General features: G+C 49.5%; 21 protein-coding genes. 15 read left to right on the top strand and 6 right to left on the bottom strand.

Annotated elements, in window-relative coordinates; genetic code table 11:
• Positions 1-22: 22 nt before the first annotated feature.
• Entirely contained in the window at positions 23-2689 is a 2667-nt protein-coding gene (locus NC981_RS12925; RefSeq protein ID WP_348243145.1) for an RNA helicase, read from the bottom strand.
• 173 nt (positions 2690-2862) lie between these two features.
• Here NC981_RS12925 and dnaA point away from each other — a divergent pair, with 173 nt between their 5' ends.
• The 3 genes from dnaA (at position 2863) to NC981_RS12910 (ending at position 6102) form a co-directional block, all read left to right on the top strand.
• On the top strand, positions 2863-4248 hold the full coding sequence (gene dnaA, locus NC981_RS12920; RefSeq protein ID WP_348243144.1) for a chromosomal replication initiator protein DnaA: 1386 nt from the start codon (positions 2863-2865) through the stop codon (positions 4246-4248).
• 155 nt (positions 4249-4403) lie between these two features.
• Positions 4404-4808: a hypothetical protein gene (locus tag NC981_RS12915; protein WP_199298559.1), complete on the top strand. Its 405-nt coding sequence runs from the start codon at positions 4404-4406 to the stop codon at positions 4806-4808.
• Between the two features lie 94 nt (positions 4809-4902).
• The gene (locus NC981_RS12910) at positions 4903-6102 is read left to right on the top strand and encodes a DUF2252 family protein (RefSeq protein ID WP_348243143.1); all 1200 of its coding nucleotides are present in this window, start codon (positions 4903-4905) and stop codon (positions 6100-6102) included.
• 3 nt (positions 6103-6105) lie between these two features.
• Here the strand turns inward: NC981_RS12910 and NC981_RS12905 are convergent, their stop codons facing one another.
• The 4 genes from NC981_RS12905 to NC981_RS12890 all read right to left on the bottom strand — a co-directional run bounded on the left by NC981_RS12905 (position 6106) and on the right by NC981_RS12890 (position 10934).
• On the bottom strand, positions 6106-6990 hold the full coding sequence (locus NC981_RS12905) for a tetratricopeptide repeat protein (protein WP_348243142.1): 885 nt from the start codon (positions 6988-6990) through the stop codon (positions 6106-6108).
• Positions 6991-7056: 66 nt separating this feature from the next.
• The gene (locus tag NC981_RS12900) at positions 7057-8604 is read right to left on the bottom strand and encodes an ABC transporter ATP-binding protein (RefSeq protein ID WP_348243141.1); all 1548 of its coding nucleotides are present in this window, start codon (positions 8602-8604) and stop codon (positions 7057-7059) included.
• Positions 8605-8888: 284 nt separating this feature from the next.
• Entirely contained in the window at positions 8889-9836 is a 948-nt protein-coding gene (locus NC981_RS12895) for an ABC transporter permease (protein ID WP_190377190.1), read from the bottom strand.
• Positions 9837-9839: 3 nt separating this feature from the next.
• Positions 9840-10934, bottom strand: a complete 1095-nt coding sequence (locus tag NC981_RS12890) for an ABC transporter permease (protein ID WP_348243140.1) — start codon at positions 10932-10934, stop codon at positions 9840-9842.
• 177 nt (positions 10935-11111) lie between these two features.
• Between NC981_RS12890 and NC981_RS12885 the strand changes: the two genes are divergently transcribed.
• The 7 genes from NC981_RS12885 to NC981_RS12855 all read left to right on the top strand — a co-directional run bounded on the left by NC981_RS12885 (position 11112) and on the right by NC981_RS12855 (position 16373).
• Complete coding sequence (locus tag NC981_RS12885) at positions 11112-11861, top strand: ferritin-like domain-containing protein (RefSeq protein WP_190377188.1); 750 nt, start codon at positions 11112-11114, stop codon at positions 11859-11861.
• Between the two features lie 120 nt (positions 11862-11981).
• Positions 11982-12731: a DUF3153 domain-containing protein gene (locus NC981_RS12880; protein WP_348243139.1), complete on the top strand. Its 750-nt coding sequence runs from the start codon at positions 11982-11984 to the stop codon at positions 12729-12731.
• Positions 12732-12737: 6 nt separating this feature from the next.
• Complete coding sequence (locus NC981_RS12875) at positions 12738-13820, top strand: AI-2E family transporter (protein ID WP_348243138.1); 1083 nt, start codon at positions 12738-12740, stop codon at positions 13818-13820.
• A 64-nt stretch (positions 13821-13884) separates the two neighbouring features.
• Complete coding sequence (locus NC981_RS12870) at positions 13885-14247, top strand: LapA family protein (RefSeq protein WP_190377185.1); 363 nt, start codon at positions 13885-13887, stop codon at positions 14245-14247.
• A 162-nt stretch (positions 14248-14409) separates the two neighbouring features.
• A complete protein-coding gene (locus NC981_RS12865) occupies positions 14410-15231 on the top strand; it encodes a ScpA family protein (protein WP_348243137.1) in 822 nt (273 codons plus the stop codon).
• 15 nt (positions 15232-15246) lie between these two features.
• Positions 15247-15825: a Uma2 family endonuclease gene (locus NC981_RS12860; RefSeq protein WP_348243136.1), complete on the top strand. Its 579-nt coding sequence runs from the start codon at positions 15247-15249 to the stop codon at positions 15823-15825.
• 389 nt (positions 15826-16214) lie between these two features.
• Positions 16215-16373 (top strand): hypothetical protein, encoded by a 159-nt coding sequence (locus NC981_RS12855; RefSeq protein ID WP_348243135.1) that lies wholly within the window; start codon positions 16215-16217, stop codon positions 16371-16373.
• 5 nt (positions 16374-16378) lie between these two features.
• Here NC981_RS12855 and NC981_RS12850 read toward each other — a convergent pair whose 3' ends face one another.
• A complete protein-coding gene (locus NC981_RS12850) occupies positions 16379-16891 on the bottom strand; it encodes a hypothetical protein (RefSeq protein WP_190378953.1) in 513 nt (170 codons plus the stop codon).
• Between the two features lie 190 nt (positions 16892-17081).
• Here NC981_RS12850 and NC981_RS12845 point away from each other — a divergent pair, with 190 nt between their 5' ends.
• From NC981_RS12845 to NC981_RS12825, 5 genes are all read left to right on the top strand, one after another.
• A complete protein-coding gene (locus NC981_RS12845; RefSeq protein WP_190378954.1) occupies positions 17082-17366 on the top strand; it encodes a response regulator transcription factor in 285 nt (94 codons plus the stop codon).
• Positions 17363-17632, top strand: a complete 270-nt coding sequence (locus NC981_RS12840) for a hypothetical protein (protein WP_190378955.1) — start codon at positions 17363-17365, stop codon at positions 17630-17632. Before NC981_RS12845 ends, NC981_RS12840 begins: the two co-directional genes overlap by 4 nt.
• Positions 17633-17662: 30 nt before the next feature.
• A complete protein-coding gene (locus NC981_RS12835) occupies positions 17663-18349 on the top strand; it encodes a diacylglycerol/polyprenol kinase family protein (RefSeq protein WP_348243134.1) in 687 nt (228 codons plus the stop codon).
• 148 nt (positions 18350-18497) lie between these two features.
• Positions 18498-19100: a DUF3038 domain-containing protein gene (locus tag NC981_RS12830; RefSeq protein ID WP_348243133.1), complete on the top strand. Its 603-nt coding sequence runs from the start codon at positions 18498-18500 to the stop codon at positions 19098-19100.
• Positions 19055-20464, top strand: a complete 1410-nt coding sequence (locus tag NC981_RS12825; protein WP_348243132.1) for a DUF4335 domain-containing protein — start codon at positions 19055-19057, stop codon at positions 20462-20464. The genes NC981_RS12830 and NC981_RS12825 overlap by 46 nt, the downstream gene beginning before the upstream one ends.
• The last annotated feature ends 45 nt before the right edge of the window (positions 20465-20509 follow it).

The raw sequence follows: 20509 nt of genomic DNA, 5'->3' as shown, positions 1-20509 counted from the left end.
GTATACTCTCATGAACATAAAATTATTCCACCCCTTCATTCACCGGGAAGCGATCAAGCAGTTGAATAGCGCGATTGGCATTGGAGCGTAGCGCTTGTGTGAGGTGTGGGGTATGGGGGATTTGAGAGAGCAAATCTAAGGTGCGGCGTAGGATTCTGACAACATCACCTTCATCGAGGCTAGTATTGCTGCATAGTTCTAACCAGTCTGTCCCCAGCGCCCATTGTTCCACCAGTCCCAGCAGTTCGTCTTCGAGCCAGACGGGAAGGGCAACCTGATAACGGCGTTGGAGTTGAAACAGTTGGCGGCGAATGCTGCGGAGTTCGCTCAGGGCTTCGAGCACAGGTTCAGAGACATCGTAGCGTGTCCAGGTGTCTGGGCGTGAAACCTCAGTCACCAGTGCAGCACAGGCGGCAGCAAGATGATGGGGATCAAGATGATCAAGATCGCCAGACATCAGTGCTAAACCGAGCCAGAGTTCGTTATCGCCTCGGATTGCTGCGGTGGCTTGTCCGAGAGTCGTTGGGGCTAGGTCGTCGAGACAGCCAAATCGCCGCAAGATTTCGATCAGCGCGACGAATTCTTCCCAGTGGCGCTGCGTTTTTTCGTCGAGTTTAGCTTGGCGATCGGTGATCTCTTCTTGCAAGCTTTGCATCCTGCGTTGACGTTTGAGCGTTTGCGGACGATCGCCTCGTTGGTGAACCGGATGCGCTTCGATTTGGGCTTGTACGGCTTTGAGGCGTTGCCCTTGGGCATAGACTTCAGGTGCTTCGTCGGGCAGTCCGGGTGGATCGGGGACGAGTTCGGCGATCGCTAAGCTGTCTTCTGTCCCTTTGCGGGCTTGTCCAGCCTTGAGCACCAGTTCTGGCGGTGGTGTCAGATGATCGACCTCTTTTAAGCGAGGAATTTCACCGCGCAGGGCGGCAACATCTGAAACCGAGGCAACATACCAGCGATTGTTCTGTCCTAAGCAGACGAGATAAGGAAACTGACCAGAGCCAGAAACTTTCGTGACGAGAACGGCAGGAATGATTGTGCCTCCGTCACCCTTGAGCGCCAAGATCGTACCCGCAACCGCAAACTGTAGCGCGATCGCTCGTTCTCCCGCCTGCATTTCATCCGCTTGATTTTGCAGCGTTTTAAGTAGGCGTTTTTCTTCTTTAAGGCGTTCTTGCAGTTTTTCGTACTGAGCAAGCAGTTTCCAATCCACCTCAGAGACGATCGATTGCAGTTGGTTGAGTTCAAGTTTGCAGCGTTCGAGTTCCTGCTGCTGCGGTCGCAGATAGAGCGTAGAAAGATATTGCCCAAAGCTTCGTTCGATTAAGGCTCTGGTTTCTTCGATCGAATGCGTTTGCAGCAAGTTCAATACCATGCCGTAACTCGGTGTAAATTGGCTCACCAACGGATCAGCTCCGGAGGTTGCAAGATATGCCGCTTCTTTTGACCCCTCGAATGGGGTTTGCACTGTAACGACATAGCCGCGATCGTCCATGCCGCGCCGTCCTGCCCGTCCTGACATTTGCAGAAACTCAGACGGATTGAGCAGGCGGTGTCCGGCATCAGTGCGTTTAGACAGACTGGAAACGACTGTGGTTCGAGCAGGCATATTGATTCCAGCCGCAAGCGTCTCAGTCGCAAAGACGACTTTGATCAAGCCTTCTTGAAACAGTTCTTCGACCAAACCTTTCCAAGCCGGTAAAATTCCCGCATGATGGGCAGCGACTCCGCGATACAGGGGTTCGACTTGTCCAGCGCGACCTGCTTCGGGGTTGCGATCGAGAAACGCATCAATTCGCTCTTTCAGTTGTGCGGCTTCTGCTTCATTCACTAGCGTCAGATTGTCGAGTTCTGTCACCGCTTTATCACAGCCGCGCCGACTGAAAATGAAATAAATTGCAGGCAGCATATCTTTGGCTGCAAGCTGACTAATCACAAAGCTGAGGCTGGGACACTCTGGACGAGGTGCGCCCCGCTGGTTCGCGCCTCTGGGGCGGTATTCACTTCGCTTTGGCTTTAAGCGGGGACTTAAGCGCTTGCCCGATTCATCCAGCAAGGGAAACAGCCCTTTCGTGTTGCAGAACGAAAACTGAAGCGGAACTGGACGAAAATCAGAATAAATTAGCTCTGTCGCGCCGTGAACTTGAGCAATCCAGTCGGTGAGTTGATCGCTATTTGCGACCGTTGCAGAAAGAGCAACGAGCTGAACTTCCGACGGGCAGTAAATAATTGACTCTTCCCAAACTGTCCCGCGCTGACGATCGTTCATGTAGTGACATTCGTCCAGCACGACGGCTTCGACACCCACTAGAGAGGTTCCCACTTCGCCGATCGGCGTTCCGTACAGCATATTGCGGAAGATTTCGGTCGTCATCACCAGAATGGGGGCATCGCGATTAATCGAGACATCGCCGGTGAGGAGTCCAACGTTTTCGGCTCCGAACTGATCGCGAAAATCCCGGAGTTTTTGATTAGAAAGCGCTTTGAGTGGGGTGGTGTAGAAGACGCGCCGACCTGCTGCTAATGCTCGATGAATCGCATATTCTCCGATTAATGTTTTTCCTGAGCCTGTAGGAGCGCAGACGACAACAGATTTTCCCGCTTCTAGAGCCGCGATCGCTTGGCGCTGAAATTCATCGAGTTCAAACGGATAAAGCTGAGCAAGATCGACTCTAGGAGAGGGAGTATTCACAACAGGGAGTAAGCCGTAAAAATCAAGGAAAATATTTCTTTATCCTAGCGCGAGGATTGCAGTTCTTGACTTTCACTCTCGGTCGCTAAGAGATCTTAAGCACTTCGTTATCCGCTCACCGGCAAAGTAGAGTAAATTATTCTATGCTTTGGTCTGGGGTTCGGAGCGGAAATATGGCGGTAGAAAGCTCGTCGATCGATGCGATGTGGTCGCAAGTGCTGGAAATTTTGAAGCTCAAGTTTAGTCCGCCAACCTTTGACACTTGGGTCAAAACTGCCGTTCCAGAGGAGTTGACCGAGAATTGCTTGACGCTGCGAACGGCGAATCCGTTCGCGAAGAACTGGATTCAGAAGCATTACATGAAGACGGTTCAAGAAGCCGTTCACAGTATCGTAGGGCGACCCGTTGAGGTACAGTTTCGCTTTGTGCCGAACGCAGAAGGTGACGATACGGATTTGTTTTACCCGTTTGTAATTGAGTCTTCGGCGCAGTCGGAATTACCGGTGTTGGCGATGCGATCGAGCCATTCCGCCGATCTCAACTCGAAGTATGTGTTCTCGCGTTTGGTCGTGGGGCCAAATAACCGCATGGCACACGCAGCATCGCTAGCGGTTGCGGAATCTCCGGGGCGCGAGTTCAATCCCCTCTTTCTCTGTGGGGGAGTTGGATTAGGCAAAACGCATTTGATGCAAGCGATCGGGCATTACCGCATCGAAATTTCGTCAGATGCCAAGGTCTTTTATGTCTCAACTGAAAAATTCACGAACGATCTGATTACAGCAATTCGCAAAGACGACTTACAGAGTTTTCGCGATCGTTATCGGGCAGCGGATGTGTTACTGGTTGATGACATTCAGTTCATTGAGGGCAAAGAATACACCCAGGAAGAATTCTTCCATACGTTCAATACGCTGCATGAAGCGGGTAAACAGGTGGTGCTGGCTTCCGATCGTCCCCCGAATCAGATTCCTCGTTTGCAAGAACGGCTTTGTTCTCGCTTCTCGATGGGGTTGATTGCAGATATTCAACCGCCGGATCTCGAAACCCGGATGGCAATCTTGCAGAAAAAAGCCGAATACGAGAATATGCGCTTGCCGCGTGAGGTGATCGAATATATTGCCTCAAGCTATACCTCGAATATTCGGGAGCTAGAAGGGGCATTAATTCGAGCCGTCGCGTATATCTCGATCTCTGGCTTGCCGATGACGGTGCAAAATATTGCCCCAGTGCTCAATCCTCCGGTTGAAAAGGTTGAAGCCTCGCCGGAAGTGGTGATTCAGGCAGTTTCCGAAGCGTTTGGGGTGTCGATCGATGACCTCAAAGGCAACTCACGCCGCCGGGAAATCAGCGTAGCGCGGCAAGTTGGTATGTATCTGATGCGGTATCACACCGAGCTAAGCTTGCCCAAAATCGGCGAGGTCTTTGGTGGCAAAGATCACACAACCGTCATGTATAGCTGCGAAAAGATCGGACAGCTTAAAGAGAAAGATTCCAGTATGGCGCAGACTTTACGCCAGCTTGGGGATCGAATTAATCTTGCGAGCCAAGGGCGAAAGTGATGGTATCGAATATAGCGATCGTCCTGTTCGAGAACTGTCCATTACCCATGACAGAATGAAAAAAAGCTTTTAGATTGTAATCACACAAGCCCCCTAATTATTTTTTTAAGATCGTGTCTGATATTCTGTCTCAGCTTCACCAGGGGCAACTGCTAATGGTGAATAGCCGTAGACGAAATGGATTAATTCTTTTTAAGCAATTTCACGCTGAGTTTGCAGGGCCGGGAGCAGCGGTCGGTAACCTGTTTGATCGAGATTGTAAGGCGGTGATCGAGGTCGGGGATTCGTCGCCACTCATTGATCCGAGAGCGCATGAAGAACGCCAGAAGGCGTATCTAATTCGCCGTCAGTGGATTCGCCTGACGCAGCAGATTACCGACAATCCGATGCCGTTTCAGCGGGCACAAATGATTTTGAATCAGTTTGAGAACTATTTTGGTGCGGAAATGGTGGCGCGGTTGCCGAGTGAGGCGTTTGCGCTGATGGTAGGTGTGTTGCCGCAAACGGTGGAAATTGTCAGATATTACCCGGACTATCCAGGACTGAAAGGACGGGGCTAAGTAGATTGGAGATGTTGAAATTAATCTCAGAGATTAGGCGATCGCAGATCCGATTGTTAAAATTGGAACCTAATTTCTGAGTGAATCTCTGCAAATGCCAAATCAATCTGTTGTTGATCGGATTCGGGAATTCAATCGAGGACGCAATCTCGAATGGCTGAAGCTGAAATACAAAGCGATGCAAAAAGATGCGTTTGGATTTCTGCGAGGAACTTGTCATTTGTTTTATCAGGATTTGCCTGTGGAGGGCATATTTCGATCGGCTCCGCCTGTTTGGATCTGTGGCGATTTGCATTTGCAGAATTTCGGCACGTTTAAAGGAGACGATCGTCTCGTTTATTTCGATGTGAATGATTTTGATGAGGCGCTGTTAGCCCCCTGTACGTGGGATATTACGCGACTTGTAACCAGTATTATTGTCGGTGCTCATACGCTGAATATTAGTGATGAAGATGCACTTGCGCTTTGTGACTACTTCCTTGAAATCTATACAAAAGAACTCTCAACCGGAAAAGATCGAACCGTACACAGCGAAATTTCAACGGGATTGGTGAAAGAGTTAATCGATAGTTTGAAAACGCGAAAACGCAAAGATTTTTTAGATGAGCGAACCGAGATCGAAGGCAAACAGCGATCGCTCAAACTGATCGAAGGTAAAACTACACCTGTAACCGAAGCCGAACGTCAAAAAGTGACGGACGCGATCGCCGAATGTGCCGCGACCCAGCCGAACCCGGAATTTTATCAAGTTCTGGATGTGATGCACAGAATTGCGGGGACTGGAAGTTTGGGACTCGATCGCTATGTGATTCTAGTTGAGGGCAACGGTTCACCGAATCAGAATTATTTACTGGATCTCAAGGCTGCCCGATCGTCTTCGCTACAACCTTATACGCCTTATTCACAGCCTAACTGGAAAAACGAAGCCGATCGAATTACCGCCATCCAAGACCGATTTCAAGAATCTCCGCCCGCGTTGTTGACTTCCTTACTAATTGGGAATCAACCTTACGTTCTGCGAGAGCTTCAGCCGACTGCCGATCGAGTCAATCTTGAAAGCAAAGATGGCAAAACGAAGCAGCTTAAAAAAGTGATCAAAACAATGGCAGAAGTGACCGCTTGGGGACAAATGCGGAGCACCGGACGACAAAACTCTGCGATCGCAGATGATCTAATCGCGTTTTCTCAAACTGCTCAAGAATGGCATCCGAATGTGATTGACTATGCGCGATCGTATGCGGCACAAGTTGAACAGGATTATCAGGAGTTTAAAACCCAAGCGGAAGAAGTGTAATCTTTACTGTCTCGCTTGTCGTTGCCGCGCTATCAATTCCTCGTACATTGCCTGAGTGCCAAACTGCCGCGCTAACTCGATCGCTCTCTGCATATCGGCGTGAGCGGCTTGAGCTTGTCCGGCCTGCTCGTAGGCGCGGGCGCGGTACTCATACGCCTTGACGTAGAACGGATTGAACCGAAGTGCAGTCGAGAAATCAGCGATCGCCGATCTATAGTTCTGCATCCCAAAGTACGCAACTCCACGATCAATATAAGGACGCTCTGATCCCGAAGGCATTAATTCAACTGCCTGGTTAAGCGTGCTCAAGGCTGCCCGAAAGTTGCGATCGTTAATTTGGCGATTTCCTTGTTCAATCAGAGCCCACATTTGAGCTTTTGAAGGTCGTCCGGCAGTCGCGACGGAAAGTTCAAGAATGCTCAATTCACTGTGATATAGATGGCGGGCTGTTTGGTGAGCGAGTAGAGCCGCGCTTTTTTCGGTGTCCAGCTTTGCTTGGCGATCGTCACCCAATCGCGCTCTCACCAGCGCCAACCCTGAATAAGCGATCGCAGATTTCGGCTCGATTTGCAAAATTCGACGATAGCTTTCGAGCGCCTGTGAGAGTTCACCGCTTTGCAGTTGTGCGAACCCCCGTCCGCTATACGCCTCTTTGAAACTGGGATCAAGCTGAATCGCCCGATTAAACTCTGCGATCGCGGCTTGATAACTCCGGTTCTTGAGATGCCTTAATCCTTGCTCAAAAGCACGATGGCTTGGGGGAGTTTCTTCTGCAAGCGCCGGAGGTGTTACTTGGGCAAGACTTTCGGCTGGTGCAATGAGCATCGGAGTCAAGAGGACTGCAAACGCGAAATGCGGTGCAAGCAACGATCGCCAAAATAGTTTCATAAAGGCATCTAGTCAGAAGCGGCGATCGCTCTGTAAATTTTCTACAGCATCGCCGTGTGCTTCTTATTAGTGCCCAGTCATACTGCGTCCGATCTCATTAAAGTCCGCATTGTCAATTGTACTTTCGTATAAAAATCGTCCGCCGCTAATGACGAGGATACGATCGGACAGTTTTAGCAGTTCGTCTAAATCCTCGCTGACGAGCAGCACTGCAACACCGCGATTCCGCGCTTGAAGAATCTGGTTATGAATGTCTTCGACTGCCGCAAAATCTAGCCCAAAGCAGGGGTTTGCAGTAATCAAGAGCTTGACGTGATCCGACGAGAGTTCCCGCGCTAAAACCGTTCGCTGGACGTTACCGCCTGATAAATTTCGTACCGGAGTTTCTGGAGAAGGCGTTTTAATTTTGAACTGTTGAATCAGCCCTTGCGCCGCTTCCCGAATCGCCTTGAAGATCAGCAGTAAGCCTTTTGATTGAGGGGGACGATCGAACGTTCTCAGCGCTAAGTTTTCCGCCACGCTCATATGCGGCACACAGGCATTTTTTAGCGGCTCTTCGGGCAAGAGAAATACGCCATGCTGAAACATTTGCGATCGGCTTGCCTGATAGAGTTCCCCGTTGACGATGACTTCGCCCGATGTTGCGGCGCGCTGTCCCGCTAAGACCTCCACAAATTCGCGCTGTCCGTTGCCGGAGATGCCTGCAATGCCAACAATCTCGCCGCTACGAACATTGAGGTTAATTCCTGAAACCGCTTCGAGTCCATTGTCTTTATCTGCATGAAGATCGCGGACTTCGAGCACCGGAACCGGATTATCGTGCGGCACTTTCTCGACGGGTTGCGCCTCCCGCCGTTCGCCCATCATCATTTCAGTAATATCGGGAACGGCTAGAACGCTCATGCTGCCCGTGCCTGCAAGCTTGCCGCGCCGCAGAACGGTAATTTCATCGGTAAAGCCTGTGACTTCGCGCATTTTGTGGCTGATGAGCAGAACGCTCAGTTGTCCTGCGCTCACTTGTTCCCGCAGCAATCCGAGAATTTCGTCGGCTTCGTTCGGGGTGAGAACTGAAGTCGGTTCGTCCAGAATCAGAATTTTGCTTTTGAGATAAAGCAGCTTGAGAATTTCTAACTTTTGTTTTTCGCCCGCTGCTAGCTGTGAAACCGATGCGTCTAGGGGTAACTGAAACGGAGAAGTTTGCATAAATGCCGCCAGCTTTTCTGTTTCCGCTTTCCAGTTGATCACTAGATTGCCGCCTGATCGTGCAATCACCAAATTTTCTGCAACCGTCATCGCTGGAACCGAGGTGAAGTGCTGATACACCATGCCGATTCCGTATTTCTGGGCATCGCGGGGAGAAGCGATCGTGCAGTCTTGTCCATCTAGCTGAATACTGCCGCTTGTGGGGGTGTAAAAGCCCATAATGCACTTCACAAGTGTACTTTTTCCGGCTCCGTTTTCCCCCAAAAGCGCGTGAAAGGTTCCGGGCTTGAGCGTCATCGAGACGTGATCCAACGCCGTAAAGCTTCCGAAGCGCTTGGTCATTTCCCGAACTTCGAGCAGTGGCGGGAGGTTTTGAGTGTTTGATATGGAAAGTTCAGTTGCGGTTGTCATAGGTTTAGATGCGATCGCTTTGTCGGGTTGTACACGCCATTCCGTAATTCTGGCGGAATGGCTGTACGGATTCGAGAAACCAAAATTGTTTTAGAGAAACCAAGATCGTTTTGGAGAAACCAGGATTGTTTTAGAGAAATCGGTTTGGGAATCGAGAAACCAGAATTGTTTTAGAGAAAACAGAATTGTTTGAGAAAAATCAAGTCTGTTTTAGAGAAACGAAACTGAGAATCGAGAAATCAAACTGAGAATCGAGAAATTAAACTGAGAATTGAGAAATTGGATTAATTCAGCGTTCCCAATGCCCCCGGCGCACCCGAAATTGTGCGTTTTGGAGAACAAGTCAAAATCATAATCACCAGCGTCAGAACATACGGTGCTGCATTAAACAGATAGGTACCCCCGTCAATTCCGACTGCTTGTAGCGAAGGCCCGATCGCCTGTGCTCCACCAAACAGCATCGAAGCCCACAAACACTGAACCGGATTCCATCGGGCAAAAATCACCAGCGCTACCGCCATCAAACCCTGACCGCTCGAAATCCGCTCCGACCAGCTTCCGGGATAATACAGCGACAAATACGCTCCACCAATTCCCGCCAAAAATCCGCCTGCCATAATGCAGAGCATCCGCACCCTAGAAATCGAAATCCCCATCGCCAATGCTGCATCAGGATTATCGCCGACCGCTCGGATGAACAGCCCCCAGCGTGTAGCCTTGAAGAACCAGGACATTAACGGCGCGATCGCAATTCCCAAGACAAACAGTAAGTTAATCCTGAAAGTCTGCTGCATTTGCGAAATGCCTGTCCAATCTGCAAGCCCGATCGACGGTAATCCGGGTGCAGAAGGCTGAATAAACGGTTTACCCAAAAAGAACGCGAGTCCACTGCCGAAAATAATCATCGCGATGCCCACCGCAACATCATTCACTTTTGGCTGTTGAGATAACCAAGCATGAATGAATGCCAAGAGCATTCCAGCAATTCCCGCCGCCAGCACACCGAGCCAAGGAGAGATTGCACTCCCAACGGTGCCTTGAGTCAAATACGACACCGCATAAGCGCTCATCGCGCCCAGCAGCAAATTGCCTTCTAAACCGAGGTTAATCTTGCCGCTTTTCTCGGTCAAACATTCCCCCAAGCTGACAAACAAAAAGGGTGCGCTTCCTCGCAGCGTTCCCGCTACGATCGCTAAGGGCACTCCCCACCATCCGATCGCTTCTGTTGCCATGTGTTAACCTCCCTGAATGGCTGATGTTGCGGGCATTTTTGGTTCTGGTTCTTTGAAAATTTTGAACCGTCCGTACAGCGATTCGCTATACAGCACCACAAGAAAGACTAAGCCTTGTAAAACAAAGACCGTTGCATCCGGCAAATCTAATCGTCGCTGCAAGATACTGCCGCTTGCGAGAATTCCACCGAATAGAATGGCAATAATACTGGCTGCGATCGGATTATTTCGGGCGACAAATGCCACTAGAATTCCTGAATATCCGTAGTTGGCATTGAGAGATTCATTCGCGCGTCCATGTACGGCGGCGATCTCAACCATTCCTGCCAGTCCCGCACAAGACCCTGCTAGAAAACAAATTGCCAGCGTTAACTGTCCGACGGGAAGCCCAGCAATTCGCGCTGCTTTGACGTTGCCACCTGCCGTCCGCGCCGCAAATCCAAACGTCGTGCGCTGAATCAGAAAATAAGCAATCACACAGGCAAAAATTCCATAAATTAATCCGTAGTGAACTCTAGGAAATAGCGGAATGGTGCCTAAGCGATCGAGATCCGGAATCGCGTAGCTAGAAGGTTTATTCAACGAACTCGGATCGCGCATCGGGCCTCCAACCAGATGATTCAACAGCGCGATCGCAATATAGTTCATCAACAAACTGCTGATGGTTTCATTGACGGCGCGGTAATGGCGCAATGCTCCGACTGCTCCGATCCACAGTCCGCCCCCGATCATGCCCGCAATCGCCATCGAGACTTGCGTAACGACCGCAGGCGCTTGATTCAGGCTGGAGAGTCCGACGATCGTCGCTGCAATTCCGCCGATGACTAACGCCCCTTCATTGCCGATGATCACCAATCCCAAACGAGCGGGCAAGGCTGTACAGAGCGAAGTCAGCATCAATGGAGCCGCTCGAAGCAGAGAGTTCTGAAACGACGACCAGTTCCCAAAGGCAGCTTGATAAATTGCAGAATAAACCTCAAAGGGATTTGCACCCGCAGCAAAGCAAAATATTCCAAACAAAACCAGTGCGAAGAGTAGAGCCGCGATCGGGATACAAATCGCCTCCAAGGTTTTGCGCCAATTTCCGACAGTGAGCATCTCAACAACCTATCGCTGAATTCCCCATATTTTTACTCGTTTACTGCGTCAAAATTGTACTCCTGCTCACGAATACAAAATTAGTTACTTATAGACAAAGTTAGTTACTCACATCGTTGGATTGCACATTCAAAATTGCGCGTTAGCCTGAGCAGTAGCAATCTCTGACTTTACGTTATGAATCTTTTAACTCAAGTTCTGCATATTATTGGCTCAGGTGCAAGCGCTTACATTCTGTCGAGCAGCATTCGCGACTCTAAAACTCGTCCGAATCTCATCGCTGGTTTTCAGATGGCAGAATCGGGTTCAGTGCCGTTTTTACAAGCACTCCGCGATCGTGCCGCCACAGAAGGAGAAACTTGGCTAGCTGAACGGCTCGATCGCCACGCCAGCGATGAAAAGCGGCATGGTCAAATCTTTGCTCACGGGCTGAAACAACTGAATCGCCGCGTGATGGACTTTAGCAAGATGCGAGAGCGAGAGCTGGACGAACTCGGCGAAAAACGGAGTCCGTTTTTTGACGCTTATTTCAAGGGCTATTCTCAAGAGCAATTAAAACCTCAGAATATAGAGTGGAGTACGTTTCTTGCCAGCACTTACATTCTCGAACTCGATGCCAGTAAGGACTTTTTACGACTTGCAGATGCACTTCCCAATGATGCGGTCAGCGCAAATTTGAAAAAAGGAATCATCAGCGTTGCTCAGGATGAAACCGGACATGCAGCCTATCTTCGCGAAGCAATGGAGCGACGATATGGAGCGCGTGAAACTCAAAAGCTGATTGATGAATGGCGCACTCGTAAAGTGGATGCCATGCTTGCGGCGATGCAAGGCTTCATCAACAAGGGCGGAAAGATGGCACAAATGGTGGAAGAAGGTGCGCCTGTCGATATGACTGAGACACAAGCAGAGCCAGTTGCGGCATAGTCGCTTCTCAAGTGGGAACAATCGAAGCGGGCAATTTCTTAATTCAGATGAAGCGAACTATCCACGATCGCCGATCGTGCGCCATCATAGAAATCGCTCTTCTCGATTGTTCCTGCGGATATGATTGCAAAACTCTCTCGGTTTTTGAAACATTGCGTCATCTTACTGGGTGTCTGTCTGGTGACGACTGGATGTGTAAACTATGATGTCGGGATTCAGTTTGATAGTCCCAACCGAGGCGCGATCGTGCAGCGAATTCAACTCGACGATCGCTTAAGCACGTTTACGAGCGGAACAGCGCAAACCTGGTTAGCCAACCTTGATCAGCGAGTCAAACGACTGCAAGGAAAGACGCGCAAACTTTCAAACCAAGAAGTTTTGGCAACCATTCCATTTAGCAATGGGCAGGATTTAGAGAAGAAATTTAATCAGTATTTTAGTGCTGAGCTAGCTGCGAAAATCCGTAACAAAAAGCCTTTGGAATTGCCGAAGATTGATTCTAAATTAGTAGTAAAACAAGGCAACTTTATTCTATTTGAGCGGACGCGATTAATTTACGATGTGGATTTACGATCGCTCGGTATCCCTGCTCCTGATGGTAGTGCTTTAGTCAATCCAAATTCACTCTTAGATTTGCAATTTAGTTTAGATGCACCCTGGGGTGCGAAGAGCATCACAAAAGGGGCTGTCCGTCGCGAGGGTAAACAGTTAGTTTGGACGCTTCAGCCCGGACAACAAAATCATATTGAAGCTGCATTCTGGATGTTAAACCCATTAGGAATTGGAACCGTAATTGTTGCTGCGATCGTTGCTGTTGGAATCTATTTTAAAAATCAGCAATTACCGCCTGTGGCAAAGCCAGCGAGTTAAGACACTATGGCGCGTCGTCAACCTGATTTACAACGATGGTTAGTGATTGGATTGATTGGCCCGATCGCTGCTCTGAATATTTGGTTGTTAAGCCAGCTTTTCATTTATTTTGATCATTTAATTGCGGTGTTGACGATTGCAGCAATTCTGTCATTTCTGCTAGATTATCCAGTCCGCGCTTTCCAAAAAGTAAGAATTAAACGCCAAGGTGCGATCGTCATCGTCATTTTGATTACGATCGCACTTCTGGCAATCCTAACGCTGACTCTGATGCCGATTCTATTGGCTCAAACCTCGCAATTACTCGAAAAAATCCCCGGTTGGTTAGAATCGAGTCGATTGAATTTGGATGCTTGGGATAGTTGGGCAAAAGCGCGAAATTATCCGATCGATCTCAAAGGTTTTGGCAGTCGATTAAGCACTCAAATCGAGAACCAAATTCAAAACTTTGCGCCGCAAGCATTAGGTCTTGCGTTGGGAACAGTGACCGGATTAGTAGACACAATCTTAGTCATTGTTTTGGCATTTTATATGCTGCTATATGGAGAAAAACTTTGGCAGGGATTGCTTAATTTAATTCCGCCTAAGATTGCTGTGCCTTTTGGTGAATCACTGCGGAAGAATTTTCATAACTTTTTCTTGAGCCAAATTCTTCTAGCGCTATTTATGGCATTAGCAGTCATTCCCGTATTTACTGCTTTAAAGGTTCCATTTACCTTAGTTTTTGCCTTAATCATCGGTGTTGCTGAAATTATTCCATTCATTGGTGCGGCGCTTGGAATTGGAGTGGTAACGCTGTTGGTCGCGTTTCAAAATGGCTGGCTGGCGTTGCAGGTGGCGTTTGCGGCGATCGTTCTTCAGCAAATTCGCGACAACCTGCTTGCTCCGAAAATTATGGGAGACTTTACCGGGCTGAATCCGCTTTGGATTTTTATCGCGTTGTTAATCGGGCTGCAAGTGGCGGGCGTGTTAGGAATTATTGTTGCGGTTCCCGTCGCAGGCACGATTAAGGGCACGATCGATGCGATTCGGCTTGCGGACTCTACGATCATTGTTGAACCTGAAACCAAACTGCCACCGCTTGATTAGATTTTCTTTTGATCAGTTTGGAGCGAAGCTTGCTAGACTAGCGGCGTGATTTGGAGCATCAGCGATGAGACAGATTAACTTTTTAATCATTTTCGTGATTTGTTTAGCTCTGGTTTTTTTCGGAATTGAGAACACCGAACCCACGACGATTCATGTCGTCAAAGATATTCAAGTTCAAGCGCCTTTGTCGATCGAGCTAATTTTAGCGGGTGGAATCGGTGCGGTTTTAGCGTGGGTCTTTAGTGTTTGGTCGCAAGTTCAGCGAATGGTTGAAATTCGTAAAGAAGTGACGGTGCGCGAAAATCGCATCCACGCGCTTGAAGACGACCTTGAGCGCTACAAAGCAGAACTCGAAGAGCAGCAGCGCCTCTTACCCGCCGCTCAGACTGTACAAGATGCAGAAGCTCGCGAGATTTACGCTCAGTAGGACGCGAGAATGTCGCTCTTATTAATGCCCCTCGCATTCCTGAATCTAGACGAGTTAACGAGTCGAGATTGGAGTTTTTGTGTACCATTGACCCTATTAGCCTTTATTGTGCTGGCTGCTGTTTATTTCGCACGGGTCAAGATTCGCTAATTCTCCCAATCTATGCCAGTTTCTCTCGCTCAAGACGCGATCGCGCTTTTAATTGATTTAGCTGAACGCGGTGAAATTGATCCGTGGGATGTGAAGGTGATCGATGTGATCGATCGCTTTCTGAGTGAGCTTGCCCCAGCGACCGGACGAGAACTCTACGAAGCGAATCTCACCCAATCGGGGCAAGCATTTCTCTATGCGTCGATGCTGCTCTTGCTCAAAGCCAACACTTTAGCGCAAGTAGACACCACGCCAGAGATTCCAGAGTTTCCCGAAGGTGACGAATTTCTCGATTCTTTAGAGTTGGGTCAAACGGCTTTGCCGCTCAATTTGGAGCGCCAGTTACGCCGCAGAGCCGTCGCCCAACCTCCTCAACGGCGGCGCGTCACCCTCAAAGAACTCATCGAACAACTGCAAATTATTGCCACTGCGCTGGAAGAAAAAGAGCCGCGCCATCGAGCGAAGCGCACCAAGATTCCGAGATCAGAAGCCGTCAAAGCGATCGCCGCACTCGCCCACGAAGAGAATTTGTCAGAAATGGCGGTAGCGATCGAGGGCTTTTTTGCCGATTACTGGTCGGAAGTTGCTAAAGGGCAAGACTGGATTGATTTTGAACTGGTTTTAGAATTCTGGGTGGCACTGCAAGAGCGCAACAATAAGATCGATCCACATCATTCGGAGAATCATGAGCGCGTGGGTGTCTTTTGGGCGTTATTGCTGCTTTCCGCCCAATCAAAAGTGGAATTATCGCAGGATGAGTTCTATCAAGAATTGCGAGTGAAATCGCTGGTCGGCTTACCAATGGAGCTTGCAGAAAGCGTCTTACTGGATTAGCAAGGAGGATAAGCGATGTCTGCACTAATCATCAATCTGCGTCCGACGATCGATCTCACCGACGATGAATTCTACGAATTCTGTCAGCAAAATCCAGATCTTAAGCTTGAGCGCACTGCGAACGGAGCATTAATTATCATGCCACCGACAGGAGGAGAATCAGGATACCGTAATGCAGACTTGATAACAGATGTCAGCATTTGGAATCGACAAACAGAATTGGGAGTTGTTTTTGATTCTTCAACGGTCTTCAAGCTGCCGAATGGAGCTAATCGATCGCCCGATGTGACCTGGATTGAGTACGATCGCTGGAATACGTTAACTCCTGGACAACAAAAGAAATTTCCGCCGATCGCGCCTGACTTTGTGATCGAATTGAGAGCCGAAACTGATGCTTTGAGCGATCTTCAGGAGAAAATGCAGGAATACATGGACAATGGAGTGCGGCTCGGTTGGCTGATTGATCCACAAACAAAACAAGTTCAAATCTACCGCCAAGGTCAACCCGTCGAAATCTTACAAAACCCATTCACGCACTCTGGTGAAACGGTCTTACCCGGACTTGTTCTCGATCTCAGCCGCATTTTTCGCTGAATCAGATCTGCAAAGCTTTAGGTGATCGACAAAAAGGAGCAATTTTTTCTCACAGCCGAGCTTCTGAGAGTCGCGATCGAGTCTTTGAGCCTCGTCCATAAAGTTCTGAGAGTCGGCAATGAGCTTTTAAGAGTCGCGGATGAGGTTTTGAGAGTCGTGATCGAGTCTTTGAGCCTCGTCCATAAAGTTCTGAGAGTCGGCAATGAGGTTCTAAGACTCGTCAATCAGTTTCTGATACCGAATTAAACATAGAATGCGACAGATCATACTCAAAGTCCCCCAGAATGGGGGATTTAGGGGGCGAGAATCTGTCGCATCCACAAATCAATCTGGTATGAGAGTCAGCAATGAGTCTGTGAGACTTGTAAATGAGTCTTTGAGATTCAGGGTTGAGTGTTCTGCTCGGCTGGCTAATCGATCCAATTCCTCAACAAATCAAGATCGATCGTCAAGAGCAACCTGTAGAAACGTTGCAAAGTCCCGACATCCTCTCAGGTGAAACCGTTCTACCAGAATTTGTTCTCGATCTCAGCCGCATTTTTCGCTGAATCACTTAGGATGAAAACCGCTCTAACCAGCGTCGAATCCTAACTTTACCCGCAACATAAAATGGCAGTTGATAGTGTTCTGCCAACAGCCAAGAGACAAATCCGAAATGACAAGCAAACGTTAATGTGATCCAAAACCTCGGAAACCAAGCACCAGAACTGCCATCAAGCGGTACAAAAACTTGTGACGGCAACCAAATCAAACTCGGTGGCAGCACCACTAATGCCAGTCCCACCAGCCAAATCACGATCGACAAATCCACATCAGTTTGATTCGCCGCCTGCCATTTGCGCCCATTCCACCGCCACGTCATCGGCTGCGAACTATCCTCCACATGAACCGTCTGCTCGTTCAAGTTCGCCGTGAAAATATGACGACAGAAATTACAGGCAAACGCATCCATCAGCGTTAATCCTTCCACCTGTCCATGACGACAAATCGGGCAGGGGTAAGCTTCTTGATAATTCAATGTCCGTCGATCGAGCGACACAGTTGGAACCGACTTCGGATGCTGCATGATTCGCCCTAACAAATTTGATTTGAACTAACGCCTCTCTTAGTCTATCGATTTTCTCAAAACCAATGCTGATCCCCCAACATCCCTTGAACTTCAAATCGTTGCCGCCTCAGATCTCATTTGCGAATTGAGCATTTCCACCTAGAATGGAATTAGAGATGAGTACATATACACAGCGTAGGATATCGTTATGTCAGACGGTGAATCTCAAGCACAAGCGCCGCTCTCGGAACGCGAGTTGCAGGTTATTGAATTAGTAGCCGCTGGCTTAACCAACCAAGACATCGCGGAAAAACTAGAAATCAGCAAGCGAACGGTTGATAACCATATCAGCAATATCCTGACCAAAACTGAAACCGAAAACCGCGTCGCCCTCGTTAGATGGGCGCTCCAATGGGGCAAAGTTTGCCTTGATGAAGTGAATTGCTGTACCCTGCCTCCTTACAATGCGAATGGAAACGGAAAATCGCTGTGAGTTATTCAGTTCAAAATCCAACCCTACCGCTGGCAGTCTACCGCGAAGTTGCAGCCCACCTCACTCAAGTCGATGGCGTTCAAACTCGCCTCACTCCCCAGGCTTCCCAGCAATTTGAATACACGCTGAGCCAAATTGGCAGCCTGGAAATCGAATTTTCTGATCCCAATAACTCGCAAGTGCGAAACCAAGTAGAGAAAATTTTGGCGCATTATAGCGATCGCTATGGCGCATGGACGATCCTTTCTGACAGCCAAACCCGATAAAGTGAAAACATCGGGTTAGATGGAAAATCTGTGGATTCTAGCTGGACTCATTCTCTATTTGGGCAAATTGCGATCGTCCTCCTCTGGCTTTCGCTAGTCGGCGTGTGTGCCGAAATTGCCAATCGATCGACCAACAGTAACGAACTGGTTCGCAAGGTGATTCACATCGGCACAGGCAACGTCATTCTGATTGCCTGGTGGCTGAATACTCCGCTCTGGCTGGGTGTGGGGGCCTCAATCGTCTTTAGCGCAATCACACTGCTCTCCTATTACGTCCCAATCCTGCCCAATATCAACAGCATTGGACGAAAAAGCTTCGGGACGTTCTTCTATGCCGTCAGTATTGGCGTTTTAGTCGCATGGTTCTGGACGATCGCTCAGCCACAATTTGCCGCGATCGGAATTCTTGTAATGACCTGGGGAGACGGATTCGCCGCATTGATCGGACAGCGCTTCGGCAAGCATTCCTATCACCTTTGGGATATGAAAAAAAGCTGGGAAGGATCTGGCGCAATGGCAATCATTAGCGCGTCCGTTTGTGCCTTAATTTTGCTAGGAACGATCGGTAATCTCTGGCAAATCTGGCTGATTGCGCTAATCGTAGGATTGAGTGCAGCCGCATTAGAAGCATTCTCGAAATTTGGCATTGATAACTTAACGGTGCCGATTTCGAGTGCAGCGATCGCGTTTTTCCTGACTCAGAACCTGCTCGGTTGAAACTCTATCTATTGGCAGAACTTTTCTCGTCCCTTGCCTGATCTGTGGTTGAATTTAGGCGAGGAAACAAATTGAAATTGAACGCAGTCGCTGTTTCAAGACCTGTAACCATCCGCCCATTCTCAAGGGTGTTCCTTAAGCTGAATTTATGACCTCGATTGTGCAGCCCTCCGCCTCTCCCTCCAACTGGGAAAACCATCACCTTTCCGCCCAGCCCAATCCCGACCAGTTAGACAACATCAAAGCTCAACTGGATCTGATTTTGCTGGCAATCGAAGCGATCGCCAATCTCTCCTCAGAAGCCATGCTGCAAGCGGCAACTGAATTGAATCTCGAATCAATGATTAGCGATCGTGTCTCACTCTGGCGGCTGAGGCAATCGAGTCCCTTGCGGAAAGGACAAGGCGGACGCAAAAAACTGGATGTCGATGAAGCAAGGGCACTCACGCTGATTATCTGTCACCTCGCAAAACAGCAAAATGAACTGATTCGTCGTGCTGTGGCTCTGCTCGAACAACTCACCGAGCAAAATCGCGAACCCCATCAAGCGGCGCTCTTAGGCAACTACCTGGACACCTTCCAAAACACCTACCAAGAGCGCATGGAACAGGGCGATACCGTTTCCACGGAGATCCTCACCCAGCTTGCTCTAAAATTGCTGATCGATTTGCTCTTTTATGGCAGTCCGCAGGGCGTTCGACGGCTTTGGCTAACCTTGCTCGATCGCTCACTGCCCGCCTCTCCGAACTGACGTGCTTAACTGTTGAACCCATGCCCTCACCTAACTCTGTGATTCGCCGTTACACTCCACCCACCTGCACTTTAGAAATTGCCGCGAAAGACTCACCGCTTTCCCGCTGGATGGGACAATCGGTGCTAAAGAATCTTCGCTTTAAACTCAGCTTTGACGATCCACGAGTCAGCGAGGATCAATGGGCTACCGTTCGAGGCGATCGTGTCCAACTCGAAGCCCTCAGCGATGCCGTCAGCCACTACGTTCAAAACTTCCTCAGTCAGTCCAGTCGTTTCAGCCAGTATTCCACAACGACTGTTGCAGAACCCGCTCCCGATTTAATCGCTCAGTCCCAGCAAAATTCTGCGGGAATCTATCTGCAACCCAAGGGTTTAATCTCCCACCAGCTTTATCTCGGCACCCTCGCTAACGATGCTTCGGGCGCAATGCTGCAACTGAGCGCAGTGCAACTCGCAGATCTCGCAGCGGCTCTCGACGAATATTCTGCAGATGTCACAGCTTTGCCAACTTTAGAAAAACCTCGTTGGCTCAACGCGACACCCGCCTGGGGCACGATCGCAGCCGGATTAATTGTTGCAATCGGTATTACCGCCTCGATCGCGCGCGTCTTCGAGCCATCTGCCCCAACTCAAATCGCCACCAGTCAAGGAGCCAGCAGCAACGATCAGCGGCTTCCGGTTCAACCTTTGCCGAGTCCGACCGCACCCAACACGATCGCAACCCTGCCAACTGCTCCACCTCCGCTCACTTCCCTGCCTCCCGGTACAGCCGTGCCGACTCCTGGTACCGCTCCGACAACGCCAACCCAGCCTGCTCAAGCTCCAAGGCTTAAAGTCTCTCAAGAACCCGTGGTGACTGCTCCCCCCCCTCAGCTTGAGATTCCCGTGCGAGATGTGCCAGTTGCGGCGATTCCCGACCAGACTAAAGCACCCGCGACTCCGCCAAATGCAGCGGCTCGATCGGCGAATTCCGACACGGCTCCCGTTCCGCCAGCTACCGGAGATGTCCAGATTGCCGGTCGCAGCGCTTCTTCACCTGCTGCTGCTAGTCTTCAAGCTCCCCCCTCTCTTGCAGCAGGAACAGCCATTCCACAAGTTGCCGAAGTGAAAACATTCTTCCAGAAGAACTGGAACCCCCCCCAAGGCATGACCGAGGATGTCGAATATCGCCTCACTATTAAGCCTGATGGCACGATCGATAGAATTGAGCCGTTGGGTGAAGCTGCGGGTCGCTTTCTTGACTCTGCATTTCCGGTTACTGGTCAGGCGTTCGTCTCGCCGATTAAAGGGGGTGGCTCACCTACAATCCGGTTACGCCTCACTCCAAAAGGCGTCGTTCAAACTTTCCTGGAAGCACAGTAGAAAAAGGGCGATCGTACTGCACGATCGCCCTCACCACGCTGGTAA

Source organism: Leptolyngbya sp. DQ-M1 (genome assembly GCF_039962505.1).
Lineage (GTDB): Bacteria > Cyanobacteriota > Cyanobacteriia > Leptolyngbyales > Leptolyngbyaceae > Leptolyngbya.
The sequence above is the reverse complement of the archived record's forward strand: the minus strand, read 5'-3'. Positions and strand labels throughout refer to the sequence as shown.

Excerpts from the sequence above, each read along its gene's own strand:
- dnaA (WP_348243144.1), top strand. The coding sequence starts at position 2,863 with ATGGCGGTAGAAAGCTCGTCGATCGATGCGATGTGGTCGCAAGTGCTG.
- NC981_RS12915 (WP_199298559.1), top strand. The coding sequence starts at position 4,404 with ATGGTGAATAGCCGTAGACGAAATGGATTAATTCTTTTTAAGCAATTT.
- NC981_RS12910 (WP_348243143.1), top strand. The coding sequence starts at position 4,903 with ATGCCAAATCAATCTGTTGTTGATCGGATTCGGGAATTCAATCGAGGA.
- NC981_RS12905 (WP_348243142.1), bottom strand. The coding sequence starts at position 6,990 with ATGAAACTATTTTGGCGATCGTTGCTTGCACCGCATTTCGCGTTTGCA.
- NC981_RS12900 (WP_348243141.1), bottom strand. The coding sequence starts at position 8,604 with ATGACAACCGCAACTGAACTTTCCATATCAAACACTCAAAACCTCCCG.
- NC981_RS12895 (WP_190377190.1), bottom strand. The coding sequence starts at position 9,836 with ATGGCAACAGAAGCGATCGGATGGTGGGGAGTGCCCTTAGCGATCGTA.
- NC981_RS12890 (WP_348243140.1), bottom strand. The coding sequence starts at position 10,934 with ATGCTCACTGTCGGAAATTGGCGCAAAACCTTGGAGGCGATTTGTATC.
- NC981_RS12885 (WP_190377188.1), top strand. The coding sequence starts at position 11,112 with ATGAATCTTTTAACTCAAGTTCTGCATATTATTGGCTCAGGTGCAAGC.
- NC981_RS12880 (WP_348243139.1), top strand. The coding sequence starts at position 11,982 with ATGATTGCAAAACTCTCTCGGTTTTTGAAACATTGCGTCATCTTACTG.
- NC981_RS12875 (WP_348243138.1), top strand. The coding sequence starts at position 12,738 with ATGGCGCGTCGTCAACCTGATTTACAACGATGGTTAGTGATTGGATTG.
- NC981_RS12870 (WP_190377185.1), top strand. The coding sequence starts at position 13,885 with ATGAGACAGATTAACTTTTTAATCATTTTCGTGATTTGTTTAGCTCTG.
- NC981_RS12865 (WP_348243137.1), top strand. The coding sequence starts at position 14,410 with ATGCCAGTTTCTCTCGCTCAAGACGCGATCGCGCTTTTAATTGATTTA.
- NC981_RS12860 (WP_348243136.1), top strand. The coding sequence starts at position 15,247 with ATGTCTGCACTAATCATCAATCTGCGTCCGACGATCGATCTCACCGAC.
- NC981_RS12850 (WP_190378953.1), bottom strand. The coding sequence starts at position 16,891 with ATGCAGCATCCGAAGTCGGTTCCAACTGTGTCGCTCGATCGACGGACA.
- NC981_RS12845 (WP_190378954.1), top strand. The coding sequence starts at position 17,082 with ATGTCAGACGGTGAATCTCAAGCACAAGCGCCGCTCTCGGAACGCGAG.
- NC981_RS12830 (WP_348243133.1), top strand. The coding sequence starts at position 18,498 with ATGACCTCGATTGTGCAGCCCTCCGCCTCTCCCTCCAACTGGGAAAAC.